The organism is Halomonas beimenensis (genome assembly GCF_002549795.1).
GTDB classification, from domain to species: domain Bacteria; phylum Pseudomonadota; class Gammaproteobacteria; order Pseudomonadales; family Halomonadaceae; genus Halomonas; species Halomonas beimenensis.
This window is the reverse complement of the sequence record NZ_CP021435.1, coordinates 640,980-663,086: the sequence shown is the minus strand read 5'-3', so window position 1 is coordinate 663,086 and position 22,107 is coordinate 640,980. Positions and strand designations below refer to the sequence as shown.

The 22,107-nt window shown below is 67.4% G+C and carries 17 protein-coding genes and 1 riboswitch; of the genes, 7 read left to right on the top strand and 10 right to left on the bottom strand.

Translation table 11 applies throughout. The annotated features are described in order from the left end of the window. Nucleotide 1: 1 nt before the first annotated feature. A complete protein-coding gene (purE, locus tag BEI_RS03105) occupies nucleotides 2–511 on the bottom strand; it encodes a 5-(carboxyamino)imidazole ribonucleotide mutase (protein WP_097788137.1) in 510 nt (169 codons plus the stop codon). Between the two features lie 273 nt (nucleotides 512–784). On the opposite strand from purE, the gene BEI_RS03100 reads away from it, so the two are divergent. Further along, nucleotides 785–1,381 carry a YbaY family lipoprotein gene (locus BEI_RS03100; protein ID WP_097788136.1) on the top strand — a complete coding sequence of 199 codons (597 nt, stop codon included), beginning with the start codon at nucleotides 785–787 and terminating at the stop codon, nucleotides 1,379–1,381. A 70-nt stretch (nucleotides 1,382–1,451) separates the two neighbouring features. Here BEI_RS03100 and BEI_RS03095 read toward each other — a convergent pair whose 3' ends face one another. From BEI_RS03095 to glaH, 5 genes are all read right to left on the bottom strand, one after another. After that, complete coding sequence (locus BEI_RS03095) at nucleotides 1,452–3,458, bottom strand: TRAP transporter permease (RefSeq protein ID WP_097788135.1); 2,007 nt, start codon at nucleotides 3,456–3,458, stop codon at nucleotides 1,452–1,454. Nucleotides 3,459–3,493: 35 nt separating this feature from the next. After that, the gene (locus tag BEI_RS03090) at nucleotides 3,494–4,081 is read right to left on the bottom strand and encodes a DUF1850 domain-containing protein (RefSeq protein ID WP_097788134.1); all 588 of its coding nucleotides are present in this window, start codon (nucleotides 4,079–4,081) and stop codon (nucleotides 3,494–3,496) included. Beyond that, a complete protein-coding gene (locus BEI_RS03085; protein ID WP_097788133.1) occupies nucleotides 4,081–5,043 on the bottom strand; it encodes a TAXI family TRAP transporter solute-binding subunit in 963 nt (320 codons plus the stop codon). The genes BEI_RS03090 and BEI_RS03085 overlap by 1 nt, the downstream gene beginning before the upstream one ends. A 154-nt stretch (nucleotides 5,044–5,197) precedes the next feature. Next, the gene (gene lhgO / locus BEI_RS03080) at nucleotides 5,198–6,394 is read right to left on the bottom strand and encodes an L-2-hydroxyglutarate oxidase (RefSeq protein ID WP_097788132.1); all 1,197 of its coding nucleotides are present in this window, start codon (nucleotides 6,392–6,394) and stop codon (nucleotides 5,198–5,200) included. An 86-nt stretch (nucleotides 6,395–6,480) separates the two neighbouring features. Further along, nucleotides 6,481–7,461, bottom strand: a complete 981-nt coding sequence (gene glaH / locus BEI_RS03075; RefSeq protein WP_097788131.1) for a glutarate dioxygenase GlaH — start codon at nucleotides 7,459–7,461, stop codon at nucleotides 6,481–6,483. Between the two features lie 438 nt (nucleotides 7,462–7,899). On the opposite strand from glaH, the gene BEI_RS03070 reads away from it, so the two are divergent. The 4 genes from BEI_RS03070 (at nucleotide 7,900) to BEI_RS03055 (ending at nucleotide 14,339) form a co-directional block, all read left to right on the top strand. Then, nucleotides 7,900–9,261: a purine-cytosine permease family protein gene (locus tag BEI_RS03070; protein ID WP_097788130.1), complete on the top strand. Its 1,362-nt coding sequence runs from the start codon at nucleotides 7,900–7,902 to the stop codon at nucleotides 9,259–9,261. Nucleotides 9,262–9,384: 123 nt separating this feature from the next. After that, nucleotides 9,385–11,199 carry a caprolactamase subunit beta gene (gene capB / locus BEI_RS03065; RefSeq protein WP_227644553.1) on the top strand — a complete coding sequence of 605 codons (1,815 nt, stop codon included), beginning with the start codon at nucleotides 9,385–9,387 and terminating at the stop codon, nucleotides 11,197–11,199. Between the two features lie 17 nt (nucleotides 11,200–11,216). Beyond that, the gene (gene capA, locus BEI_RS03060) at nucleotides 11,217–13,298 is read left to right on the top strand and encodes a caprolactamase subunit alpha (protein WP_097788128.1); all 2,082 of its coding nucleotides are present in this window, start codon (nucleotides 11,217–11,219) and stop codon (nucleotides 13,296–13,298) included. An 87-nt stretch (nucleotides 13,299–13,385) separates the two neighbouring features. Beyond that, on the top strand, nucleotides 13,386–14,339 hold the full coding sequence (locus tag BEI_RS03055; protein ID WP_097788127.1) for an AraC family transcriptional regulator: 954 nt from the start codon (nucleotides 13,386–13,388) through the stop codon (nucleotides 14,337–14,339). A gap of 108 nt (nucleotides 14,340–14,447) precedes the next feature. Here the strand turns inward: BEI_RS03055 and BEI_RS03050 are convergent, their stop codons facing one another. Beyond that, complete coding sequence (locus BEI_RS03050; RefSeq protein ID WP_097788126.1) at nucleotides 14,448–15,875, bottom strand: APC family permease; 1,428 nt, start codon at nucleotides 15,873–15,875, stop codon at nucleotides 14,448–14,450. A gap of 276 nt (nucleotides 15,876–16,151) precedes the next feature. Here BEI_RS03050 and BEI_RS03045 point away from each other — a divergent pair, with 276 nt between their 5' ends. Further along, nucleotides 16,152–16,430 (top strand): XRE family transcriptional regulator, encoded by a 279-nt coding sequence (locus BEI_RS03045; RefSeq protein ID WP_097788125.1) that lies wholly within the window; start codon nucleotides 16,152–16,154, stop codon nucleotides 16,428–16,430. A gap of 94 nt (nucleotides 16,431–16,524) precedes the next feature. After that, nucleotides 16,525–17,196: a hypothetical protein gene (locus BEI_RS03040; RefSeq protein WP_097788124.1), complete on the top strand. Its 672-nt coding sequence runs from the start codon at nucleotides 16,525–16,527 to the stop codon at nucleotides 17,194–17,196. Nucleotides 17,197–17,249: 53 nt separating this feature from the next. Here the strand turns inward: BEI_RS03040 and BEI_RS03035 are convergent, their stop codons facing one another. The 3 genes from BEI_RS03035 to BEI_RS03025 all read right to left on the bottom strand — a co-directional run bounded on the left by BEI_RS03035 (nucleotide 17,250) and on the right by BEI_RS03025 (nucleotide 21,935). Further along, nucleotides 17,250–18,782, bottom strand: a complete 1,533-nt coding sequence (locus BEI_RS03035) for a hypothetical protein (RefSeq protein ID WP_097788123.1) — start codon at nucleotides 18,780–18,782, stop codon at nucleotides 17,250–17,252. A gap of 4 nt (nucleotides 18,783–18,786) precedes the next feature. Beyond that, nucleotides 18,787–20,475 carry a dihydroxy-acid dehydratase gene (gene ilvD, locus BEI_RS03030; RefSeq protein ID WP_097788122.1) on the bottom strand — a complete coding sequence of 563 codons (1,689 nt, stop codon included), beginning with the start codon at nucleotides 20,473–20,475 and terminating at the stop codon, nucleotides 18,787–18,789. Between the two features lie 71 nt (nucleotides 20,476–20,546). Next, nucleotides 20,547–21,935, bottom strand: a complete 1,389-nt coding sequence (locus BEI_RS03025) for a sodium:solute symporter family transporter (RefSeq protein WP_097788121.1) — start codon at nucleotides 21,933–21,935, stop codon at nucleotides 20,547–20,549. Beyond that, nucleotides 21,925–22,034, bottom strand: a riboswitch (TPP riboswitch). It overlaps the preceding gene by 11 nt. Between the last annotated feature and the right edge of the window lie 73 nt (nucleotides 22,035–22,107).

Genomic DNA, 22,107 nt, shown 5'->3' with positions numbered 1-22,107 from the left:
CTCACTCGTCGGGACGCGGATCGGGGTTGTCCAGCACCGTCCGGGTCTGCTCGGCGCGGAACGCCTCCACGGCGGTGCGCACGTCGGCGTCCTGCAGGCCGACGATCTGCGCGGCCATCAGGCCGGCGTTGGTGGCCCCGGCCTTGCCGATGGCCAGGGTGCCCACGGCGATGCCCCCGGGCATCTGGACGATGGAGAGCAGCGAGTCCAGGCCCTTGAGGGCCTTGGACTCCACCGGCACGCCGAGCACCGGCAGGGCCGTCTGGGAGGCCACCATGCCGGGCAGGTGGGCGGCACCGCCGGCACCGGCGATGATCACCTGCAGGCCGCGCTCGGCGGCGGACTTGGCGTAGTCGAACAGCAGGTCGGGCGTGCGGTGCGCCGAGACCACCCGGGTCTCGTAGGGCACCCCCAGGCGCTCGAGCATGGTCACGGCATGCTCCATGACCGGCCAGTCGGACTTCGACCCCATGATCACGCCGACGCGCGGCGACTGCTTCGGTGCTGGCATCCAGGGCTCCTCGAAAACGGGCAATGACGTCGCCTCGCGGCCGATCCCGCGGGCAGATGACGAAAGTGGAAGCCCGCTATTCTAGCAGAGCCGCGCCGCGCCTACCTCTTCTGCACGTCCTCGATCGTCCCCTCGTCGCCCCCTCGCGCGTCGCCGCCGGGCGACAAGGGGTTTCAACCTTCCTGCGCATTGGCTTGGTAGGGTCATGGCCAACGGTCGACAGGGACGTGGCCGTTCACCCCCACACGGACGACGTGCCGAAGGAGAACGACCATGAAGCGTCATCTGTTCATCGCGGCGGCCCTGACCGCCGGCCTGGCCCTGGCCGGCTGCGACAACGCCGAGGATAGCGAGTCCGCCGCCCAGGCCGAGGCCGGCACCCAGGCCGAGACCGCCATCGACGCCGAGCAGTCGATCAGCCGTTCCCTGGAGGGTGTCCTCGCGTTCGCCGCCACCGACACTCCCCTCCCGGAGGACGCCGAGGTCACGGTGAGCCTGCGCGACGTGGCCCTGGCCGACGCCCCGGCCACCGTCATCAGCGTGTCCCGCGTGGACGCGACCGGCAACGAGCCCGTCGAGTTCGTCCTGGAGTACCCGGCCGACAAGGTGACGGCCCATCATGCCCACGACCTGCACGCCGAGATTCGCGATGCCGAGGGCAACCTGCGCTGGACGACCCCGGACCGCCACCCGGTCGAGGTAGGTCCCGAGGCCGAGCAGGGCCCCGTTACCCTGACCCTGCAGCCGGTGGCGACGGCCGCCGCGATCCAGGAAGACCTGGAAGAGGCCGACCAGGAGGTGATCGAGGCGGGAGAGGAAGCCGTCGAGGACGAGCCCGACGGCGAGGCTCAGGCGTCCACCACGCCCTGAACCACAACCACCGGACGCGATGAGGCCCCGCCCGAGGCAGCTCGGACGGGGCCTCGGCATGTCGGGCCGGTCAGCCGGCGACCGCCGCCTCGCGCCGGCTGGCCAGCCAGTTGCCCGCCAGGGCCAGCGCCATCACCGCCGCCCCGACCGCCTCCGCCGTCAGGTTCGGGTAGAAGACCGCGACGATGGCCGGCAACAGCACCAGGCGCACCGGCGCCGACATCCGCGTGAACAGATAGCCTTCCAGGGCCGCGGCGAAGGCCCCCAGGGCGAGGAAGGCGGTCAGGGTACTCCAGAGCAGCAACGGCAGGGGCCCGCCCATGATGATCTCCGGGTTGAAGACCATGAACAGCGGGATGAGGTAGAGCCCCTTGGCGAACTTCCAGGCCTGGAAGCCGGTGTCCATCGGCTTGGCCCCGGCGATGGCGGCCCCGGCGAAGCCGGCCAGCGCGATGGGCGGGGTGACGTTGGAATCCTGGGAGTACCAGAACACCACCAGGTGCGCGATCAGCAGCGGCACCCCGAACTCGGCGGTCAACGCCGGGCCGACCAGCACGATCAGCACGATGTAGCTGGCGGTCACCGGCAGCCCCATGCCCAGCACCAGGCTGGCCAGCAGCACCATCACCAGCGCCAGCAGCAGGTTGCCGCCGGAGAAGGCCATCATCATCGCCGAGAACTTGAGGCCCAGGCCGGTCAGGCCCACCACCCCGACGATGATCCCGGCCACGGCACAGGCCATGGACACCGCCACGGCATTGCGGGCCCCCAGCTCCAGGCCGTCGATGACCTTGCGCACCCCGTGCAGGATGGCCTGCCAGAGCGCCTGGCCGGTCACCGGCTCGCCACGCTTGGGGGCCACGAAGAAGAACCACACCGCGAAGCGCAGCGCCGCCACCGCCAGCATGGTGAGGATGGCGTAGTAGCCCACCCGCATCGGCGACATGTTCATCACCAGCAGCCACACCAGCACGGCCAGCGGCAGCAGGAAGTGCCAGCCCTCGCCCATGACGTCGCGCACCTGGGGCAGCTCGGCCCTGGCCATGCCCTGCATCCCCTGCTTCAAGGCGATGATGTGCACGAACAGGTAGACGGTGCCGAAGTACATGATCGCCGGCAGGATGCTGACCTTGACCACGTCCAGGTAGGGCATCCGGGTGTACTCGGCGATCAGGAAGGCACCGGCCCCCATCAGCGGCGGCATGATCTGGCCGCCGGTGGACGCCGCCGCCTCGATGCCGCCGGCCTGGTGCGGCTTGTAGCCCAGGCGCTTCATCAGCGGGATGGTGAAGGCGCCGGTGGTCACCACGTTGGCGATGGCGCTGCCGGAGATCGAGCCCATGCCGGCGGAGGCGATGACCGCGGCCTTGGCCGGTCCGCCGCGCTGGCGTCCGGTGGCGGCATAGGCCAGGTCGATGAAGAACTTGCCGGCGCCGGTGATCTCGAGGAAGGCACCGAACAGCACGAAGATGAAGATATAGGTGGCCGCCACGCCCATGGGCAGGCCGAAGATGCCCTCCTGGCCCAGGTAGAGCTGGCCCACCAGGCGGTCCAGGTTGTAGCCGCGGTGCTCGAGGATGCCCGGCAGGAACTGGCCCAGCCAGGGCAGCAGGCCGCGCGGGCCGGCGAAGGCGTAGAGGATGGCCAGCACGCCGATCACGGTCATGCCGAGACCCACCGCCCGGCGGCTGGCCTCGAGCACGGTGACGGTGGCGATGCAGCCGACGACGATGTCGGTCTGGCTCCAGAAACCGGCCCGGCCGATGATGTCGTCGAGGAAGAGCACCATGTAGCCGCCGGTGATCACGGCCCCGGCGAAGAACACCAGATCGAGCAGCCCGCCGATCACGCCGCGCCGTCGGTCGGGCCCGAAGATCGGGAACATCAGGAAGGCCAGCATCATGATCAGCGCCAGGTGGATGCTGCGCTGATAGAAGAGCCCCAGGGGCTGGATGCCGGCGGAATACAGCTGGAACAGCGACAGCCCGACGGCCACCAGGCCGATCAGCCACAGCACGTACCGAGGGTGGTCGGCCTGGCTGCCGGGGACGATGGGGGAGGTGCCCGATTCGCTCATGGCTTCTCTCTCAGGATTGGCGCCCACCGGGCGCGTCAGGGAATCAGGGGCTCGAGGGCCAGGGTCACGGCGCGGTCGGCGGCCAGGGCGCTCAGGCTGACCGATACCGGGGCCGCGGGGGGCACGGCGTAGCGGCCGGCGCCGCAGTCCTTCGCCTCGTCCAGCAGGGCCGCGAGGCTCGGTTCGCCATGGCGAACCAGGCGATGATCTACCCGCGGGGCGCCGACCCGCAGCCGGTAGCGATCGCCGGGCACCGGCTCGTCGATGGCCTCGATCCAGTAGCCCCCCCGCCCGTCGGAGACCTGGCGGCCGCGGCCGGGGATGTGGTCCAGGCCGGCGGCGAAGTCCGGCAGATGGCTGCGCTGGAGCACCATGCGGCCCTCGCGATTGCGGTAGCAGTCGTGAACGGGAAAGCCTTCCACCGAGTGGTTCCAGGCCAGGCACCAGCCGGCGCCCTCCGGCATCGGCAGGCGCACCAGCGACGTCCCGTCCGCGTCACGTACTCGCAGCTCGTGGCTCGGGCAGGCGGCCAGGGCCGGCAGGCCGAGTCCCAGGAGCAGGCACGCCAGGGGGGCGAGCCAGACGGCCCGCCCCGGCAGGAGGTAGGATGCCTCGTCGGCCATCAGGGACGCTGATGGTCGGCGATCTCGGCGCCCACCTCCTCGTAGTAGCGCAGGGCGCCGGGGTGGAAGGCGATGGGCGTGGACTCGACGCTGAACTCCACGGTGGTGTCGTTGGCCGCCGGATGGATGGCGATCAACTGATCGGTCTGCTCGAACAGCGTCTTGGTGACCTGATAGGCCAGCTCCTCGTCCATCTCGCTGCTGACCGCCAGCACGTTGGGAATGCCGATGGTCTGCACCGCGTCGTCCATGCCCTCGTACAGCTCGGCGCGCAGCGAGTAGCGGGCGAACACCGGCTCCTCGGCCTTGGCGTTGGCCACTTCCTCGTCGGTCAGGCCGATCAGGCGGATGTCGCGGGTGGTGGCCAGGTTGAGGATCGAGCTGGTGGGCGGCCCCACGCTCCAGAAGCCGGCGTCGATGTCACCGTCGCGAATCGCGTCGGCGGTCTCGTTGAAGTTGAGCCGGCGGGCATCGATGTCGTCATAGGTGATGCCGTTGGACTCGAGCACCGCCCGGGCGTTGAGCTCGGTGCCGCTGCCGGGCGCCCCCACCGAGACGGTCTTGCCTTCGAGATCCGAGAGCGACTCGATGCCGGAATCGGCCAGGGTGACGATCTGCACGGCGTTGGGGTAGATGGAGGCCAGGGCGCGGATGTTCTCCAGCTGGCGCCCCTCGAAATCCCCGGTGCCGTTGTAGGCCTGGTAGACGGTGTCGGCGAGGGCCAGGGCCAGGTCGGAGTCGCCGCGCCAGACCAGCCCCATGTTCTCCACCGAGGCGCCGGTGACCTCGGCCACGGCGTCATAGCCTTCGACGTGCTCGTTGATCAGCTCGGCGAGGCCGCCGCCATAGGGGTAGTAGGTGCCGCCGGTGCCGCCGGTGGCGATGGACAGCTGCTGCTGGGCCAGCGCCGCGGGGGCCGCCACCAGCAGGGTGGCTGCCAGGGCCGACTTGAATGCTCGCATGAAGGTTCCTCCGTTGCGAATCGATGGCATCTTGTCGTTGTGAGGCAGCGTGTTCCGTGGCCGCCTGGAAAAACGCTAGCAGGCCCCCGGCCCGACGGCCAGGCAATATTTCGATATTCCCTAATACTTTCGGCAAAACCCCGGCCGAAGAGGCTCAGCCCTCGACCTGCTGCTTGACCTTCTCGACGATGTGCGCGCCGATGGGAATCGCCGAGGTGGCGGCCGGCGACGGGGCGTTGCCGACGTTGACGGTGCGCGGGGTGTTGACGAACAGGAAGTCGTCCACCAGCTTGCCGTCCCGGGACACCGCCTGGGCTCGCACCCCGGCCGGGTAGGGCTGAAGGTCGTCCAGGGTCAGGCTCGGGCAGTACTTGCGCACCAGCTCCAGATACCCCCGCTTGTGCAGCGAGTTCTTCATCTCGGCCAGTCCCGGGCGCAGGTTGCGGGCCAGCACCTTGAGGATGCCGGGGTTGGTGAGCATCTGCGCCAGATCCCGGGGCGAGACATCGCGCTTGCGATAGCCCTCGCGCTTGAAGGCCAGCACGGCGTTGGGGCCGACGGTGACCGAGCCGTCGATCATCCGGGTCAGATGCACGCCGAGGAACGGCATGGACGGATCCGGGATCGGATAGATCAGGTGATTGACGATGTCGTTGTGCCGGGCCGGCAACCGATAGTACTCGCCGCGGAACGGGCAGATGGTGAAACCGGGATCCTGGCCCAGCATGCGCACCACCCGATCGGCCATCAGCCCCGAACAGGTCACCAGATAGTGCCCCGTGAACTCGCCGGCACCGGTGGTCACCACCACCTCCCGACGACGCTCCTCCAGGGCGGTGACCTCGGCGCCGTAGCGGATCTCGCCGCCCATCCGCTCGAACTCGGCGGCCATCGCCCGGGTCACGGCCGCATAGTCGACGATGCCGCTGGAAGGCACGAAGATGCCGCCGACGCCGGTGATGTTGGGCTCACGCTCGCGCAGGGCCTCTGGGCCGAGCCACTCGCGCTCCAGGCCGTTGGCGGCGGTGCGCTCCCACAGCGCCTTCATGCGCTGCATCTCCAGGTCGTTGGTGGCCACCAGCAGCTTGCCGCAGCTGTCATAGGAAATGTCGTGGGCGTCGCAGAAGGCCTTGGTGGCCCGGTTGCCCTCGAGGCAGAAGCGGGCCTTGAGGCTGCCCGGGGTGTAGTAGACGCCGGCATGGATCACGCCGCTGTTGTGGCCGGTCTGGTGGCGGGCCGCTTCCGGCTCCTTCTCCACCAGCAGCATCCGGCGGTCCGGGTAGGCCTGCTTGAGCTGCATGGCGGTGGACATGCCCAGGATGCCCCCGCCGATGATGATGAAATCGTACATGCCGTCCTCGTTCTTCTAATGCGACGGCCACGCCGTCGTCACGGCGTGGCCTCGTCAGGGTAACCCGTCAGTCGGAGCGCTTCGCCTCAGACCTGGCGCGGGTTGCGCAGGGTCTTGGCATGGGTGAAGTAGCCCCGCTGGCGCATCAGCTCGCGGCGCAGGTCGGGGTGGGACTTGAAGCGATCCCGGCCATGCAGCCAGAAGTGATTGTTGATCAGCAGGAAGCTGCCCACCGGGTTCGGCACCGAGAGGATCGCCGGGCTACCCTCCAGGGACTCGGAGAGGTCGGTCAGCCAGTTGCCTTCCTCGAAGTCCTTGGGCTGCACGAACTGGTCGATGTAGGACATGATCGGCAAGCCGCTGGCGTCCACATCGAACACCGCATGGTAGACGTCCTTGGCGACGTTCTTGCTGGGTGGCGCGGTCCAGCGCATCTCGCGGCGCGCCAGCGGATGACGGTAGAAGCGCTCCAGGTCCTCCCAGTCGTCCAGGTGCAGCAGCAAGGAGTTGCCGCCCTCCATGTTCTGCTCGTCGATCTTCATCATCAGCACGTAGTCGGTGTCCTGCTCGACGAAGGTGCCGTCGTTGTGCAGTTCCATGACGCGGTGCGGCTGACGCAGGTAGCTGTCGGAATTGTCGACGTTCTTGACCACGAAACGCGCATAGTACTGGCCGCTCATGGCGTCGTAGTTGGAACGCCCCATCAGGTGCGCCACGGCGGTGGCGAACTTGACCATGTCGTCGGCCTGTTCGACGTCGTCGAGGCCCTCTGGCGTGACCTGCAGGCCACCTGTGCCGCGATCCACCAGGGTGTTGATCAGCACCGGCTGCAGGGTGTTGCCGCACAGGTCATCGAGGATCCTGGCCACCCGGAAGCGCAGCATGGACTTGTACTCCAGCGCCTGCACCGGCCAGTCGGCCACCGCCTCCAGGAAGGCGTCGACCACCTCGCGGGAGAAGGTCATCTCGAGCAGCCGCGGCGAGTGGGAGGACGGCGCCAGGGTGAAGCCCTGGATGTCGGCGGGCAGCGGCATGGCGGTATCGGGAATCCGGGTCAGCACGGTCATGTCGGGGTCTCCATCGTGTCGAGCGTTGATGATTCAAAAATATCGACATTTTTAATTTTTGTCAACACACCCACAGTGTGTCTACAACCAATGTCTAGGCGAGGCGCCAACGAAACGCCCCGGCGCGAGGGCCGCGTGACGGGGTCGATGACAGGGATCCCGGAGCCTGGGACCCTCTCACCCCTTCCGCGAATAGGATTTGCGACGTGTACCTCTCTTACTCCCCAGAGAGGAATGCACTCATGGCCAAACCTGGGTACGCAGGATGTCAAACCCGCCTGTCCACAAGGTCGTATGGTGGGAACGAATGGTAGTGAGCGATGACTGCCAGACGGCACGTTCCATGAAAGCGGCCACTGCCGGTGTCGATCGACCGGAAGGCGCCGCCGTTAGTGGAGATGCCCTGTCCCGCCGACAAACACAACAAAGGACATCGAGATGGTGGAACCCGCAAAAGACAACGACACCACGGACCTCGACTTCTCTGAGCGGCCCGTCCCCGCTGAGGGGCGAATGCCACGCACCAACCTGATGATGGCCTGGTGGGCCGTCTGCAGTGCGATATTTTACTTGGTCGTCGCAGCCGCCATGGCGCGAACGTACGGCACGACCAATGCGATTATCGGCATCGTGCTTACCGTGATCGCTTACGGTCTGATCAATGGCATCATCAGCCGCTACTCTATGCAGACCGGCCTGACGGTTGGGCTTTTCTCGAAGGTGCTTTTCGGCCATGTCGGTGCCGTAGTGGCCACTCTGATTTTCTTTGCCACCGCCCTGTACTATGCGGTATTCGAAGGCTATGTGATGGCCCTGATCCTATCGGAGTGGAGTGACAGTCTGACCATGGCAATGTCCACGGCCATTGTCGTGGTGATCGGGATCGCCCTGATCTTCGGTAGCGTCCAGCACTGGCTCGACAAGTTCAATGGCGTCCTGCTTCCGATCTACGTGATCGGGATGTTGGTCGCCGTCGGCATGGCGATCGCCGAGTTCGGCTACCCGAGTGGCTGGCTGACGAGAGCACCGGAGGGTGGCGCCTCACCATGGGGGTGGTTGCACACTTTCGCCTACTACATGGGCGTCTGGGTGTTGATGATGTTCACCTTCGACTATGCTCGCTTCGGTCGGCCGGAGGATGCCGGCTTCCATGCCCGCATCACCTTCGGCATCCCGTTCTATGCCATGACCTTCCTCTTCAGTGGCATCGTCGGGATCCTGCTCGATGCGATGATCCCCACCGACGGACTATCCGAAGCCTCCATCGTGCTGGGACTTCTCGAACTGATGGGCCTGGGAGGCTTACTGCTGGTATGGGTCACGCAGAGCCGTATCAACACTGCGAACTTCTATCTCGCCACGGTGAACTTCGAGGCCTTCATCCGGAAGGTCACCGGCCTGAAGCTATCCAAGGTCGTGTCAGGTTGCCTGATCGGCGCTATCGCTTACCTTCTGATGATGGCCGATGTCTTCTCCTATCTCCTGCAGGCTCTCGCCTATCAGGGTGTCTTCGTCGTGGCATGGGTGGGCGTAGCCCTGTCGCACATCCTGTCGCGAACCTACCGAGCTCGGTTTCACGGCCATGTGGAACTGAACAATGCGTATATTCCGGCCTTCAATCCCTGCGGACTCGTGGCCTGGTGTGGGGCGGCATCGGTCGGCATCCTGACGATGCACATCCCAGCCATCAGCGGCTTCTCTTCACCTGCTACCTTCCTCTTCGCCTACGGACTATATGAACTAGGGCTGAAGTGGGCCAAGCCTCGCTGGTATATCGCTGGCCTGACATCATCCTCCTGACAGCCCGCGCCCCATGTAGCATGCCGGGAGGAGCCTTCCCGGCATTCTTGTGTCCTCTTCTCTAACAGGAGTACACGGAGCGTCAACTCCTGGCTCACTCCGCAACAATCGTCCTCCCCCGGCATGCCGCTACTGTCGAGTCATGGCCTAGGCCATGCACGGCTCACAATGACAACAGATCAGGAGTCCATCATGTCGACAGTCGATCCCATCACCCTGGCGGTGGTCAGGGGCGCCTTGGAAACCGCTCAGCGAGAGATGACGCTGACTCTCGAGAAGACCGGGCGCTCGAGCGTCTTCAACCTGGCCCACGACTATTCCAATGCCCTGTTCGATCACGTTCCGGAGATGATCCTTCAGGGTCAGGACATCCCCATCCATCTGGGCTCATTGATCCCAGCCATGAAAGAGGTGGCCAGGTTCTACGGTGACGATATCGCCGAGGGCGACGTCATCTACCACAACGACCCGGCCTACAAGGGCAGCCATATCATCGATTGCTGCATGTACAAGCCGGTGTTCTTCGATGGCGAGCTGGTCTTCTGGACGGTCTGCAAGGGCCACCTCACCGACATCGGGGGGCCGGTACCCGCCGGCTACAACCCCGATGCGAAGGAGATCTATGCCGAGGGGCTGAGAATCCCGCCCGTCAAGCTGTGGGAAAAGGGCGAGCGACGCGAAGATGTCATCAACCTGCTGATGACCAACATGCGGGCCAGAGAAAGCCAGGAAGGTGACCTCAACGCGCAGTACGGCGCCTGTGGCGTGGGTGAACGGCACCTGTTGGGGCTGCTGGAACGCTACGGCGTGAAGACCGTGCGTGCCGCCATCGCCGAACTCAAGGCCATGGCGGATCGTCAGATGCGCTCGCTGATCCACGACGTACCAGACGGTAGCTATTCCGGCACGGCGGTGCTGGAAGACTCGGGGCACGGCCTCGGCGACCTGACGATCCAGGCCCATATCCAGGTCCGAGGTGACGAGGTCGATATCCGGATCGAAAGCCCGCCCCAAGTGCCCTACTTCATCAACTCCTACGAAGGCAACTCGATGTCGGGGGTACTGCTGGGGCTGATGATGTTCGCCCAGATCCCCCCGCCCTACAATGAAGGTCTCTATCGCTGCGTCTCGGTCGACATGGGGCCGAAAGGCACCCTGTGCAACGCCAGAGAGCCGGCCCCGCATGCCAATTGCACGACGACCCCCATGGAGACGCTCACCGATGCGGTCCGACTGGCCTTCGAGAAGGCGGCTCCCTCGAGGGTGACGGCCTCATGGGGCCATGCCAGCGGGATCAACATCGCCGGCCTGGATCCCCGTCACGGTGATGACCAGTACGTGACCATGGTACTGGCTTCCATCATCTCCGGTGCCGGTGCCACTCGTCACATGGATGGCTGGCATTCTCGCGGCCCCCTCTGCGCTTTCGGCGCCTTGATGTCAGGAGACATCGAACTGCTGGAACACTCCTACCCCATCCTGATCCATCGCTACGGCCTGGTCACCGACAGCGGCGGCGCCGGCCAGCGGCGCGGCGGGTCCGGCACTCGGCTCGAGATCGAGCCCCTGGATCATGTGATGACGGCGGTGGCCTTCGGCGAGGGGCGCCAGTATGCGACAGCCGGCGCGGCAGGAGCTCGCAACGGCTTGCTCAAACCCAAGCTGGGCCGCTTGATCCATCGGCGTGCCGATGGCGGCGAGATCGCCTATGAACAGAATGCGATGCTCGAGATCGCACCGGGTGAGCGAGTGATCAACATCAACCCTGGGGGTGGGGGATACGGTGACCCTCTCACGCGTCCCGTCGAGGAAGTGCTGGACGATGTGCGCAACGGGCTGGTGTCCCGGGAAGGGGCAAGGCTCGACTACGGCGTCGTCATCGATGAAGCAGGAAAGCTCGATGACGCTGCCACCCACCAACTTCGCCTTGCCAGCTGATTCCAGGAGACCAGAACATGAGACACGCATATCGACTGGGGATCGACGCCGGCGGTACCTTCACCGATTTCATCATCGCCGACCGCCAAGGCCATATCGAGCTGTTCAAGAGTCCCTCCACCCCGGAGGACGGCACCAAAGCCATCCGCGCCGGCCTCGCTCAGATCGCCGATGCACTCGGTAAGCCCGCCGCCGAAATCGTGGCCAATGCCGACCTCTGCATCAATGGCACCACGGTGGCGCTCAATGCACTGATCGAGAAGCAAGGGGCCAAGGTTGGCCTGCTGTGCACGGCCGGTCACGAGGATAGCCTCGAGATTCGCCTCGGCCACAAGGAGGATGGCTATCGCTATGACCCCGAGTTCCCCGCGGCCCATATGCTGGTGCCTCGCCACCTCCGCCGCCCCATCGGTGGACGCATCCTGCGTGACGGCTCCGAGCATGAGTCTCTCGACGAGCAGGCCATCCATGAGGCGGTGACCTATTTCCAGCAGGAAGGCGTCGAGGCCGTCGCGGTCTCCTTCCTGTGGTCGGTGACCAACCCCACCCATGAGGCTCGCGCCGCCGAGATCGTCAGGGAGCGCATGCCCGGCGCCTTCGTGTGTACTGGCAGCGAGGTGCATCCTCAGGTACGTGAATACACTCGTACCTCCACCACGGTGGTCAATGCCTACCTCAGTCCGGTGATGCAACGCTATGTCTCGCGCATCGACGGCCTCTTCGAGGAGCTGGGTGCCCGCCAGCCGGTCCAGTACTTCCAGTCCAACGGCGGCCTGGCACTGGGGCGGATGATGTCCGAGCGGGCCGTGGCGGCCATCAACTCAGGCCCCGCCTCGGCCCCCCAGGCCGGCCTTCACGTCGCGCGCCCCTTCGGCATCGACAACGTGATCACCGTGGACATGGGAGGAACCTCCTTCGATATCACCCTGACCCGCGGCGGACAGACCAACTTCAGCAAGGACGTGGACTTCCTTCGTTATCGCATCGGTGTACCGATGATCCAGGTGGAAACCCTGGGCGCCGGCGGCGGCTCCATTGCCCACCTCAACGAGCAGGGCATGTTGCAGGTCGGTCCGCGCAGTGCTGGCGCCACGCCAGGCCCCGTCTGCTACGGCAAGGGGGGAAAGGAACCCACCGTTACCGATGCCAACCTGGTACTGGGCTACCTGAACCCCGATGCCGTCCTCGGAGGTACCGTACACCTCGACCGGCAAGCGGCCATCGACGCGATCCGTGAGAAGGTCGCCGAGCCCCTGGGCATCAGCGTCGACCGTGCGGCATTCGGCATCTCGACGCTGGTGAACCTCAATATGGTCAACGGCATACGTCGCGTGTCGGTGGAGAAAGGCTATGATCCTCGTGATTTCGCGCTGATCGGAGCGGGCGGCGCGGCGGGTATGCACCTGGTCCGCCTGGCCGAGGAAATGGGCATCGACCGCGTGCTGGTCCCCAAGGTCGCCTCGGGGCTGTGCGCCTTCGGCCAGATCATTTCCAATGTGCAGCAGGAGCGGCTGTCGTCCTTGCCCATGCCACTCGACGAGGACGATGCACACCGTGAGGAGCTCAATCAGCGGTTACGCCAACTTCGCGACGAGGGGATCGCTCAGTTGATGGCCGAGGGGTTCTCTCCAGAGGAGATCAGTTGCCACTATCGCTTCGAGATACGGTATGTTGGTCAGATCCACGAGTGCACGGTCGAGCAAGAGACGAGCCAGCTGGATGCCGACGGCTGGAAAGCCCTGAAGGCGGCCTTCCATTCCCGGCATGAGGCGCTGTACTCCTACTGCGAGCCACAAAGTGCCATCGAACTGGTCAATCTGGAATGTTCCGTGGTAGGCCACGTGGAGCCTCCGTCCATGCCGGAGCTCGCCCCTACCGAAGGCCCCGTGGAGGATTCCCTGATCGGGCAACGTGACATGCTGTTTGATGATCGAGGCGAACGAGTCACGACGCACGTTTATGACGGGGCTGGACTGGGGCCGGATCAGTCGATCGTCGGGCCGGCCGTGATCGAGGAGGCCACCACGAACATCGTGGTCCCGCCGGGCTGGCAGGCGACCCTGTCACGCTCATCCACCTACCTTCTCCAGCCGACTTGAGCCGGCCGGCGTGAAATGCACGGGGACTGAGGTTGTCCCCGTGCCCACCCGGCACAGCAGACAACAACAAGATTCGGGGGCAGCCCCATGAACAAGACCACCATTGAACGGCACAGCCCACCCTCGCGGGAGCGCTGGTCGAATCTCATATCTCGTACCTATTTTCCCCTCACGCTGAATTATGGTGACCAGAAGACCGACTTTCATGGGTCACTGAAAGTCTGGAGGGCCGAAGGCAGCGAATTCTCGCTATCGAGGCTGTGCTCGGACAGCGTCGAGTATGCTCGAAGTGAAACGCAGATCGCCCAGGATCGTGAGTCCTCTTTCCTGGTGACGATCCCCCAGCGAACCAGCGTCTTCTTCGCTCAACACGGCCGGACCCTTCACTGCCAACCCGGTCATTTCATCGTCGAGCAGGGCGATGCTCCCTATCGCTTCGGCTATGAAGACCCGAATGCCATGTGGGTCTTCAAGGTACCGAGTGAAGCCATGAAACATCGCGTACGCAGGCCGGAACGCTACTCTCAGCACTGTTTCGGCGCCGAGAGAGGCATGGGCCGAGCCTTCGTCGAGTTCCTGATGATCTGCGCCGAGCGCGCCAACGAGTGCAGTCTGGTGGAGAAGAATCGATTGTTCGAGCAAGCCCTTGGCATGCTCACCCTGGTCCTGGAACAGGACGAGCGAGTGTTGAACAGTGACCAATCCCACCTGAGAACGGCACACTTGATGCGCATAGAGCGCTTTATCACGAGCCAGCTGGGCAATCCTGACCTAGACCCAAAGATGGTTGCGGACGGCTGTGGCATCTCCTTGCGCTATCTGCACAAGCTATTCGCTGAAACCGGGCACACCGTCGGAGAGTGGACGCGTAAGCAGCGTCTGGAAGCCGCCAAGCGTGACCTTTGCGATACGGCCTGCGGTATCACGGTCGGCGAGATTGCCTATCGTTGGGGATTCTCCGACCAGGCTCAATTCTGCCGCGCCTTCAGAAGCCACTTTGGCTGTTCCGCCACCGAGATGCGATCACGGCAACCCCACTGACCCCACTACGTTCGCTTCGCTAGGGCATGCTCTGCATGACATGCGGTACTGAAAAACCCCGGCCCTGAGGGCGGGCCGGGGCGTGGGGGCACTGTGCGGGACGGGCCTTCAGCGGCCCGGATAGGGGTCGGCCCCGGCCAGCTCCCGCTGCATCATGGCGTCGCTGTAGGCCACGCCGTAGCGGGCCCGGGACCAGGCGTAGAGCGCCAGCCCCAGCAGCATCCAGCCGCCGAACAGCGACCACTCCAGGGGTGACAGCGCCGACGGGCTGCCAGGCAGGTACATGCCGGTCAGCACCAGCGACAGGATCACCGACAAGGCGCCCACCGTCTTGCCGTGACGCACGCGGAAGGGCCGCGCCATCTCCGGCTCGCGCCGACGCAGCAGCACGAAGGACAGGGACACGAACAGGTAGGCGATGACGCTGCCCAGGCCCCCGGCGACCACCAGCCAGACCAGCGCCTGGCGGCCCAGGAAGGGCGCGATGCTGGAGATCAGGCCCATCACCAGGATGGCATTGGTGGGCGTGCGGTACCTGGGGTGCAGCCTGGCCAGGAAGGCCGGCAGCATGCCGGAATGCGCCAAGGCATAGATGGCCCGGGAGCCGCCCACGTAGAAGGCGTTCCAGCTGGTGATGATGCCGGCGATCCCCGCCATGACCATCAGGTTGCCGGCCCAGGGGGCCTGGAAGGCCGCCTGCATGGCGTCCGGCACCGCCAGGGAGCTCTCCGCCAGCGACGAAGGCGAAAGCATCAGGGAGGTGCCGAGGATGATGAAGGCGTACCAGAACACCGCCAGGATCACCGAGATCATCAGCACCCGGCCGATCTCCTTGAAGGGCAGGTCGATTTCCTCCGCGGCCTGGGGAATCACGTCGAAGCCCACGAACATGAAGGGCACCATGATGATCACCGTCATGATGCCGCCGATCACGCCCTCCTCGACGTTGAACAGGGGGGCCATGGTCGCGGTGCTGCCCTCGAACAGGGCGCCGGTGATGAACATCACGCCCACCGCCAGGATCAGCAGGGTCACCACCTTCTGGACCAGCGCGGCGGTGCGCACGCCGATGTAGTTGATCGCCATCATGGCCACCGAACCGGCCACGCCGACCGCCACCCAGGTGGCCTTGACGTCCCAGCCGGCGACGGTCCAGAGCTGCCCCACCGCGTAGTTCGGGAAGAGGTGCTCGACCACCGTGGGCAGCGCCACGGCCTCGAAGGCCACCACGCTGACATAGCCCAGGGTGATGGCCCAGGTGCACAGGAAGGAGGCGAAGTGCCCCATGGCGCGATAGCTGTAGACGTGCTCGCCGCCGACCTGGGGCATGGCCGAGGCGAGCTCGGCGTAGGTCAGGCCCACCAGCACGATCACCACGCCGCCGATCAGGAAGGCGGTAATGGCGCCCAGGCTGCCGGCGGACTGGATCCAGCTCCCGGTCAGCACGATCCAGCCCCAGCCGATCATGGCGCCGAAGGCCAGGGCCAGCACGTCCTTGCGTGCCAGGACCCGCGTCAGGTGCGTGTCATTGCTCATAGGTTTCCTCGTCAAGAAAATAACATTTTATAGTATTGAATACGTTTTTATAGATTATCGACAAAAATACCGGTCCCGTCGAACGGCCACAATCCGACCTTCCGGCAAGCGACTCCTCCTTTAGTCGCACCCCCTCGGGGCCACCCCTCCCCCGGGCCCGCCATGGCGGGCTTGACGGCCCGGCCTGAGCCCCTCTTTCCGGAAGCGTCCCGGGGACTGGCGAAACGCGCGAAAAGGCTGCATGCTGTACCCGTCGATACTGTCCTCTGGAGCATCATGAGCACGGCAAGCACCATGACCGGCGCGGATCGCCTCGAGCCTCCGCCACGGTGCCCTGACCTCGACGTCAGGGATCTCGAACAACGCACTCGCCTCATGCGCATCATCACCCGGCTGATCGCCGTGTCGGATCTCGGCAACCGCGAGATCGCCCGCCGCGCGGGCCTCCCGATGCAGAAGATCAGCGACCTCCTCGCCGGACGCCTGGAGCAGCTCAGCCTCGATGAGCTCCAGTCACTGCGCCGGACCATCGACCACGAACTCACCCCACCCTAGTCCCGCGGCGCCCTATCGCCCGGAACAGGGCGAAGGCCGGCCCCGGTGGCCGGCCTTCCCGCCTCATGGACTCGAGACACCAGGGAGACCCTCCATGCGACACCTCGTCACCGGCCTGCTGCTGACCGCCGCCCTTCCCGCCCTGGCCGACGGCCAGGCCACCCTGGAGAGCCGCTCCCCCCAGGGCAGCGCCGCCATGGAAGTCCAATGGGCGGGCGACGACCTGCGCATGGACTTCCCCCAGCAGGCCCAGGCGGGCTACATGCTGCTCAAGGATGGCAAGGGCTACATGGTCAGCCGGATGCAGGGCCAGACCATGGTCATGGACCTGGCCCGGCTTCGGGAGATGGCCGAGGAGATGGGCGGCGGTCAGGCCGCCGCCGGATTGGCCAGCCAGCAGGCCGCCTCGGTGGATGCCCTGGAGGCGACCGGCAACCAGGAAACCGTCGCCGGCCTCGAGGGCGACGTCTATCGGCTCGAGTGGACCGACAAGGCCGGCGACGTCCATGACGACGAGCTGGTGCTCAGCGACGACGCCCAGGTGCTCGAGCTGATGGCCGCCTTCCACGCCTACCAGCAGAGCATGACCGGCGAACCCGACCCCATCGCCCTGGAGCTGGAGAGCCGCGGCCTCGGCATGCTGCGCTTCGGCGATCGCTTCCGCATCACCGGGCTGGCCGATGCCGCCCCGGATGCCTCCGTGTTCGCCCTGCCCGAGGACGCCATGACCTTCGAGGACATGATGCGCTCCGCCATCTCCGAGTAGGCCGCCTCCCCGTTTCCCGCGACGCCGCGCCCCCCTGGGCGCGGCGTTTGCGTTCAGGGATCGGGCTCGAAGGCCCCCTCGAACAGGAAGGGATCGTCGAAGTGGCGCCGGCCGACGAAGACGGTGGCATGGGTGCCCCACTGGCGCATGGCCCCGGGGCTGCGGATGCCGGCGGGCCACAGCAGGAAGCGTTCGGGGCGCTGGGTCCCGGGCACGATGCCCGCCGGGCCGAACAGGCTGCGTCGCCCGCCGCCCGGCAGCGCCAGGGAACGGCGGCCATAGCGCGGCGGCTCGCCGACCGGGCCCAGCGCATAGGCGGTCGCCTCCGGTGCGTCGGCCGGGCCCGCCTCGACGCCCACCAGGTAATGGCTGACCGCGGCCAGGCGCACCACCAACCGCTCCCCCGGCTCGCGCCGCGGGGCCGGGCCCGGGGTCAGCGGCGCCTCGCGCAGGTCCTGGTCCGCGGGCACCTCCACCCGACGCAGCGGCGGCACCGGGAAGAACAGGTGGTAGCAGCCGCAGGCATGGATGCTGTCATGGATCAGCGGCCGGCCGTCCTCGCCCAGGGTCACCCGCCAGACCACCCCGTCCAGCCGGCCGCCGAGGATATCGAAGGCCCCGGTGCGAGTGCGCGCCGGGAACCACAGGGTATAGACGAGCTGCGGCAGCACCCTGCCCCGAAACCGGGTATGGGCGAGGCGCAGGTCGACCTCCGGCCGGGTGGTGTCCACCGCCGGGAGGGGCCCCTCGGGGCCACGCCGCCAGACCGGCGCCCCGGGGTGATCGTCGTGCCCTCGGGTCTCGATGGCGAAGACCGGCGCATGATAGGCCGCCAGGCGCCGGAACGTCTCGTCGTCGAGGGCCAGCAGGCCCAGGGGGCCGCGCGGGGCCGCGCGCACCAGTCGGGCGGCGGACTCGCCGTCCAATGCCTCCCCCGGCGGTGCCTCGGGGACGTAGCGACGCACCTCGGCCCGCGCCGGGAAGGGCTCGCCGAAGGCCTCGAGATAGCCGTCCCGCCAGCGCGCGTAGCCCAGGGCGATGCCCACCCGCGTCAACGGATAGAGTCCCAGCACCCGCCAGGTGTCGACGTAATGGTCGGGCGGAGCCACCGCCTGTCTCAGGGTGGTCCGCGCCGGACCATCCTCCGGCCCCAGCAGCTCCTCGGCCAGCAGCCGCTCGCCGCAGGCATTGGCCGCCGCGGCGGGATCGTCGCCGGGCAGGCGACCGGCCAGGCGTTCCCGTGCCGGGGCGGGCAGGTTGGCGGCCTCGATGCGGCGCGCCACGGCGTCGCGCTCGCGCAGCCGGGCCACCCAATCGGTGTAGCGCGGCGACGCCGGCACAGGGTGCAGGTCCGGGGCGAAGCTCGCCAGCAGCCGGTCGGTCCTCAGGTAGGGGAAGCCCGGAACCCGGGCGCCGCCGGCGTCCCCGACGCCTGCCTCGGCCACGGCGGCATCGAAGGCCGCGAGTCGCTCGCGGCACCGACGCTGCTCGGCGGCCGGCTCGGCCCGCCAGGCCGGCGTGGCGGCGCAGCCCGCCAGCAGCGCGACGCCGACGAGCAGCGCCAGCCACCGGCCCCGGGCGGTCACGACGCTATTCCGGCCGGTCGGTCACCGCCCCGGTCGAGGCGGAGCTGACCGTGCGGGCGTACTTGGCCAGCACGCCCCGGGTATAGCGGGGTGCCGGCCGCTGCCAGGCGGCGCGGCGGCGGTCGAGTTCCGCCGCCTCCAGGGCCACCTCCAGGGTATCCGCCTCGGCATCGATGGTGATGAGGTCACCATCCTCGAGCAGCGCCAGCGGGCCGCCGTCGAAGGCCTCCGGGGTGATGTGGCCGACCACGAAGCCGTGGCTGCCGCCGGAGAAGCGCCCGTCGGTGATCAGCGCCACCTCGCGCCCGAGTCCGCGGCCCATGATCGCCGAGGTGGGGGTGAGCATCTCGCGCATGCCCGGTCCGCCCTTGGGCCCCTCGTAGCGGATCACCACCACGTCGCCGGCCACCACGCTGCCGTCGTTGATGCGGGCCTGGGCCTCCTCCTCGGAGCCGAACACCCGGGCCGGACCGGAGAAGCGGGTGCCTTCCTTGCCGGTGATCTTGGCCACGGCCCCCTCCGGGGCCAGGTTGCCGTGCAGGATGCGCAGGTGGCTCTGAGCCTTCAGCGGCGCCTCGAGGGGCGCAATGATGTCCTGGTCCGGCGGATAGGCCGCGATGTCGGCCAGGTTCTCGGCCAGGGTCGCCCCGGTGACCGTCAGGCAGTCGCCATGCAGCAGGTCGGCCTCGAGCAGGGTCTTCATCAACGGCAGGATGCCGCCGATCTCCACCAGCTCGCTCATCATGTAGCGGCCGCTGGGCCGCAGGTCGGCCAGCACCGGTACGCGACGGCCGATCTCGGTGAAGTCGGCCAGGGTCAGCGGCACCCCGACGGCGTCGGCCATGGCGATGAGGTGCAGCACCGCATTGGTGGAGCCGCCGAGCGCGATCACCACGGTGATGGCGTTCTCGAAGGCCTCGCGGGTCATGATGTCGGACGGCTTGATGTCGCGCTCGAGCAGGGTCAGCACCGCCTCCCCCGCCGCCCGGCTGTCGGCGTGCTTGGCCGGTGACACGGCGTTCTGGGCCGAGCTTCCCGGCAGGCTCATCCCGAGGGCCTCGATGGCCGAGGCCATGGTGTTCGCGGTGTACATGCCGCCGCAGGCCCCCGGCCCGGGGATGGCGGTCTCCTCGATCTGCTTGACCTCGATGAGGTCCAGGTCGCCGTGGGTGTAGGCCCCCATGGCCTCGAACACCGAGACGATGTCGGTATGGCCCTCACCGGGCAGGATGGTGCCGCCGTAGACGAAGACGCTGGGCCGGTTCAGCCGCGCCAGGCCGATCAGGCAGCCGGGCATGTTCTTGTCGCAGCCGCCGATGGCCACCAGGCCGTCGAAGCCCTGGCAGCCCGCCACCGTCTCGATGGAGTCGGCGATCACCTCCCGGGAGACCAGGGAGTACTTCATGCCCTCGGTGCCGTTGGCGATGCCGTCGGAGATGGTGATGGTGTTGAAGACCACGCCCTTGCCGCCGGCCGCGTCGGCGCCCGCGCTGGCCTGCTCCGCCAGCTCGTGGATATGGCTGTTGCAGGGGGTGACGCGGCTCCAGGTGGAGGCGATGCCCACCTGGGGCTTGGTGAAGTCGGCGTCGCCGAAACCCACCGCCCGCAGCATCGCACGGCTGGCCGACTTGCCGACGCCATCCACCACCGGGGCGGAATGGCGGCGACGCGGATCCTGGGGCGTATCGCTCATGGCGCGACCTCCTCTGTTCGGTGCGGGTGACCTTCAGAGGGTGGTCGCCTTCGCCGGCCCTGGCAACCGCCTCAGGCGGTCCGGCGATGCGCGGCGGGCCGCCACCATGCCACCAGCAGCGCCACCAGGGTGGAGGCGACCAGCGCCCCGAGGAAGGGGGGCAGGGTCGGCACCCCGCCGGGGAAGCTCGCCGCCAGCAGGCCGTCGGCGAGGCGACCCGAGGCGAGCCAGCCCGGCAGCACCGCGCCCAGCAGTCCCGCCATGCCACCGGCCAGCGCGGCGGGTGCGCTCATGCGCGACCAGAGCCCAAGCAGCACCGGCACCACGATGGCGGCACACAGCAGGTCGGCGATCAGGAAGAGCCGCAGCACCGAGAGCCCCTGCAAGGCGACGACCACCACCGGCACCATCAGCGCCACGGTGACCAGCCGCGCGGCGCCCAGCGACAGGCCGCGTCGGCCGGCGCCGGCCACCACCAGGGAGGCGAGGCCGTTCTGCAGGGTGTCCACGCTGGAGGCCACCAGGCTCACCGCCAGCACCAGGGCCGGCAGGGCCAGCCAGTCCGGCGCCTCGGCGAGCAGGGCGAAGAAGGGGATCGGCGGTTCGCCGAGCGCCAGTCCCGCCATGGCGGCGAGCATGCCGAGGCCGCCGACCACCATCACCACCAGCACGGTCACGGTACCGCCCAGCCAGGCCCCACGGCCCAGCGCCCGCGCGTCCCGGGCCGCCCAGACCCGTTGCCAGTAGCCCTGATGGAAGAGGTTGGCCGCGGTCACGGCGATCACCAGGGTCAGGGCCACGCCGAGGGCATCGCCGGTGGGGATGGCGGGCATCGCGGCGTCCGCGGGCAGCGCCGGCAACCGGGTCAGGGCCACCCCGCCGACCAGGGCCAGCAACGCCAGCAGCAGCCAGGCCTGCCAGCGGTCGGTGGCCAGGCTCGCCCGCAGGCCGCCCACCGCCGTGTAGATCAGGGTCGCCAGCGCGACCCCGATCACCACCAGGTGGGGCGGCACCTCGGAGAGCAGCCCGGTGATGGCACCGATGGCGGTGAGCTCGGCGGCCAGGAAACAGGCCATGTAGAGTATCGATACCAGCGCCACCCAGCGCCGCACCCCGGGGCCGAAGCAGGCCTCGGCGTACTCGCCGATGCTGCGCCCCTCGGGCAGCCGCCGGCGGATCGCGGGACCGAAGGCCCCCAGCACCAGGAAGGGCAAGGCCGAGCCCAGGGCATAGCCGGCCAGGGCCACGGGGCCCACGAAGGCACCGATCTCCGGCGGCGCGAAGAGGATCCAGGCCCCCATGCCGGAGGCCAGGAAGGACAGGCCCAGGGTCTGGGCCGACTGGGTGTTGCGGGCCGTGACATAGTCGTCGAGGGGACCATCGGCCCGACGGGCCCGCAGGCCCAGGACGGTAAAGCAGAGCAGCGCCGCGCCGAGCACGGCTGACGTCAGGTAAGGCATGTCGCGCTTCCTCCGCCGGTATGAACCGGATCAGGTTCCAGGGTCAGCGTCGAGCGCTCTCTCAGCCCCGGCCGAAGCGGGGCACCCCTGGCGACAGTGGATGAATTGTGTAGGCGAGCCTCAAGTGACGACGGCTTGAGTCGATATAGGCTCGTAGCGACAGCATGACATA

What these genes read in the sequence shown, in the direction of transcription:
- purE (WP_097788137.1), bottom strand. Translation starts at nt 511, where the DNA reads ATGCCAGCACCGAAGCAGTCGCCGCGCGTCGGCGTGATCATGGGGTCG.
- BEI_RS03100 (WP_097788136.1), top strand. Translation starts at nt 785, where the DNA reads ATGAAGCGTCATCTGTTCATCGCGGCGGCCCTGACCGCCGGCCTGGCC.
- BEI_RS03095 (WP_097788135.1), bottom strand. Translation starts at nt 3,458, where the DNA reads ATGAGCGAATCGGGCACCTCCCCCATCGTCCCCGGCAGCCAGGCCGAC.
- BEI_RS03090 (WP_097788134.1), bottom strand. Translation starts at nt 4,081, where the DNA reads ATGGCCGACGAGGCATCCTACCTCCTGCCGGGGCGGGCCGTCTGGCTC.
- BEI_RS03085 (WP_097788133.1), bottom strand. Translation starts at nt 5,043, where the DNA reads ATGCGAGCATTCAAGTCGGCCCTGGCAGCCACCCTGCTGGTGGCGGCC.
- lhgO (WP_097788132.1), bottom strand. Translation starts at nt 6,394, where the DNA reads ATGTACGATTTCATCATCATCGGCGGGGGCATCCTGGGCATGTCCACC.
- glaH (WP_097788131.1), bottom strand. Translation starts at nt 7,461, where the DNA reads ATGACCGTGCTGACCCGGATTCCCGATACCGCCATGCCGCTGCCCGCC.
- BEI_RS03070 (WP_097788130.1), top strand. Translation starts at nt 7,900, where the DNA reads ATGGTGGAACCCGCAAAAGACAACGACACCACGGACCTCGACTTCTCT.
- capB (WP_227644553.1), top strand. Translation starts at nt 9,385, where the DNA reads ATGCCGCTACTGTCGAGTCATGGCCTAGGCCATGCACGGCTCACAATG.
- capA (WP_097788128.1), top strand. Translation starts at nt 11,217, where the DNA reads ATGAGACACGCATATCGACTGGGGATCGACGCCGGCGGTACCTTCACC.
- BEI_RS03055 (WP_097788127.1), top strand. Translation starts at nt 13,386, where the DNA reads ATGAACAAGACCACCATTGAACGGCACAGCCCACCCTCGCGGGAGCGC.
- BEI_RS03050 (WP_097788126.1), bottom strand. Translation starts at nt 15,875, where the DNA reads ATGAGCAATGACACGCACCTGACGCGGGTCCTGGCACGCAAGGACGTG.
- BEI_RS03045 (WP_097788125.1), top strand. Translation starts at nt 16,152, where the DNA reads ATGAGCACGGCAAGCACCATGACCGGCGCGGATCGCCTCGAGCCTCCG.
- BEI_RS03040 (WP_097788124.1), top strand. Translation starts at nt 16,525, where the DNA reads ATGCGACACCTCGTCACCGGCCTGCTGCTGACCGCCGCCCTTCCCGCC.
- ilvD (WP_097788122.1), bottom strand. Translation starts at nt 20,475, where the DNA reads ATGAGCGATACGCCCCAGGATCCGCGTCGCCGCCATTCCGCCCCGGTG.
- BEI_RS03025 (WP_097788121.1), bottom strand. Translation starts at nt 21,935, where the DNA reads ATGCCTTACCTGACGTCAGCCGTGCTCGGCGCGGCGCTGCTCTGCTTT.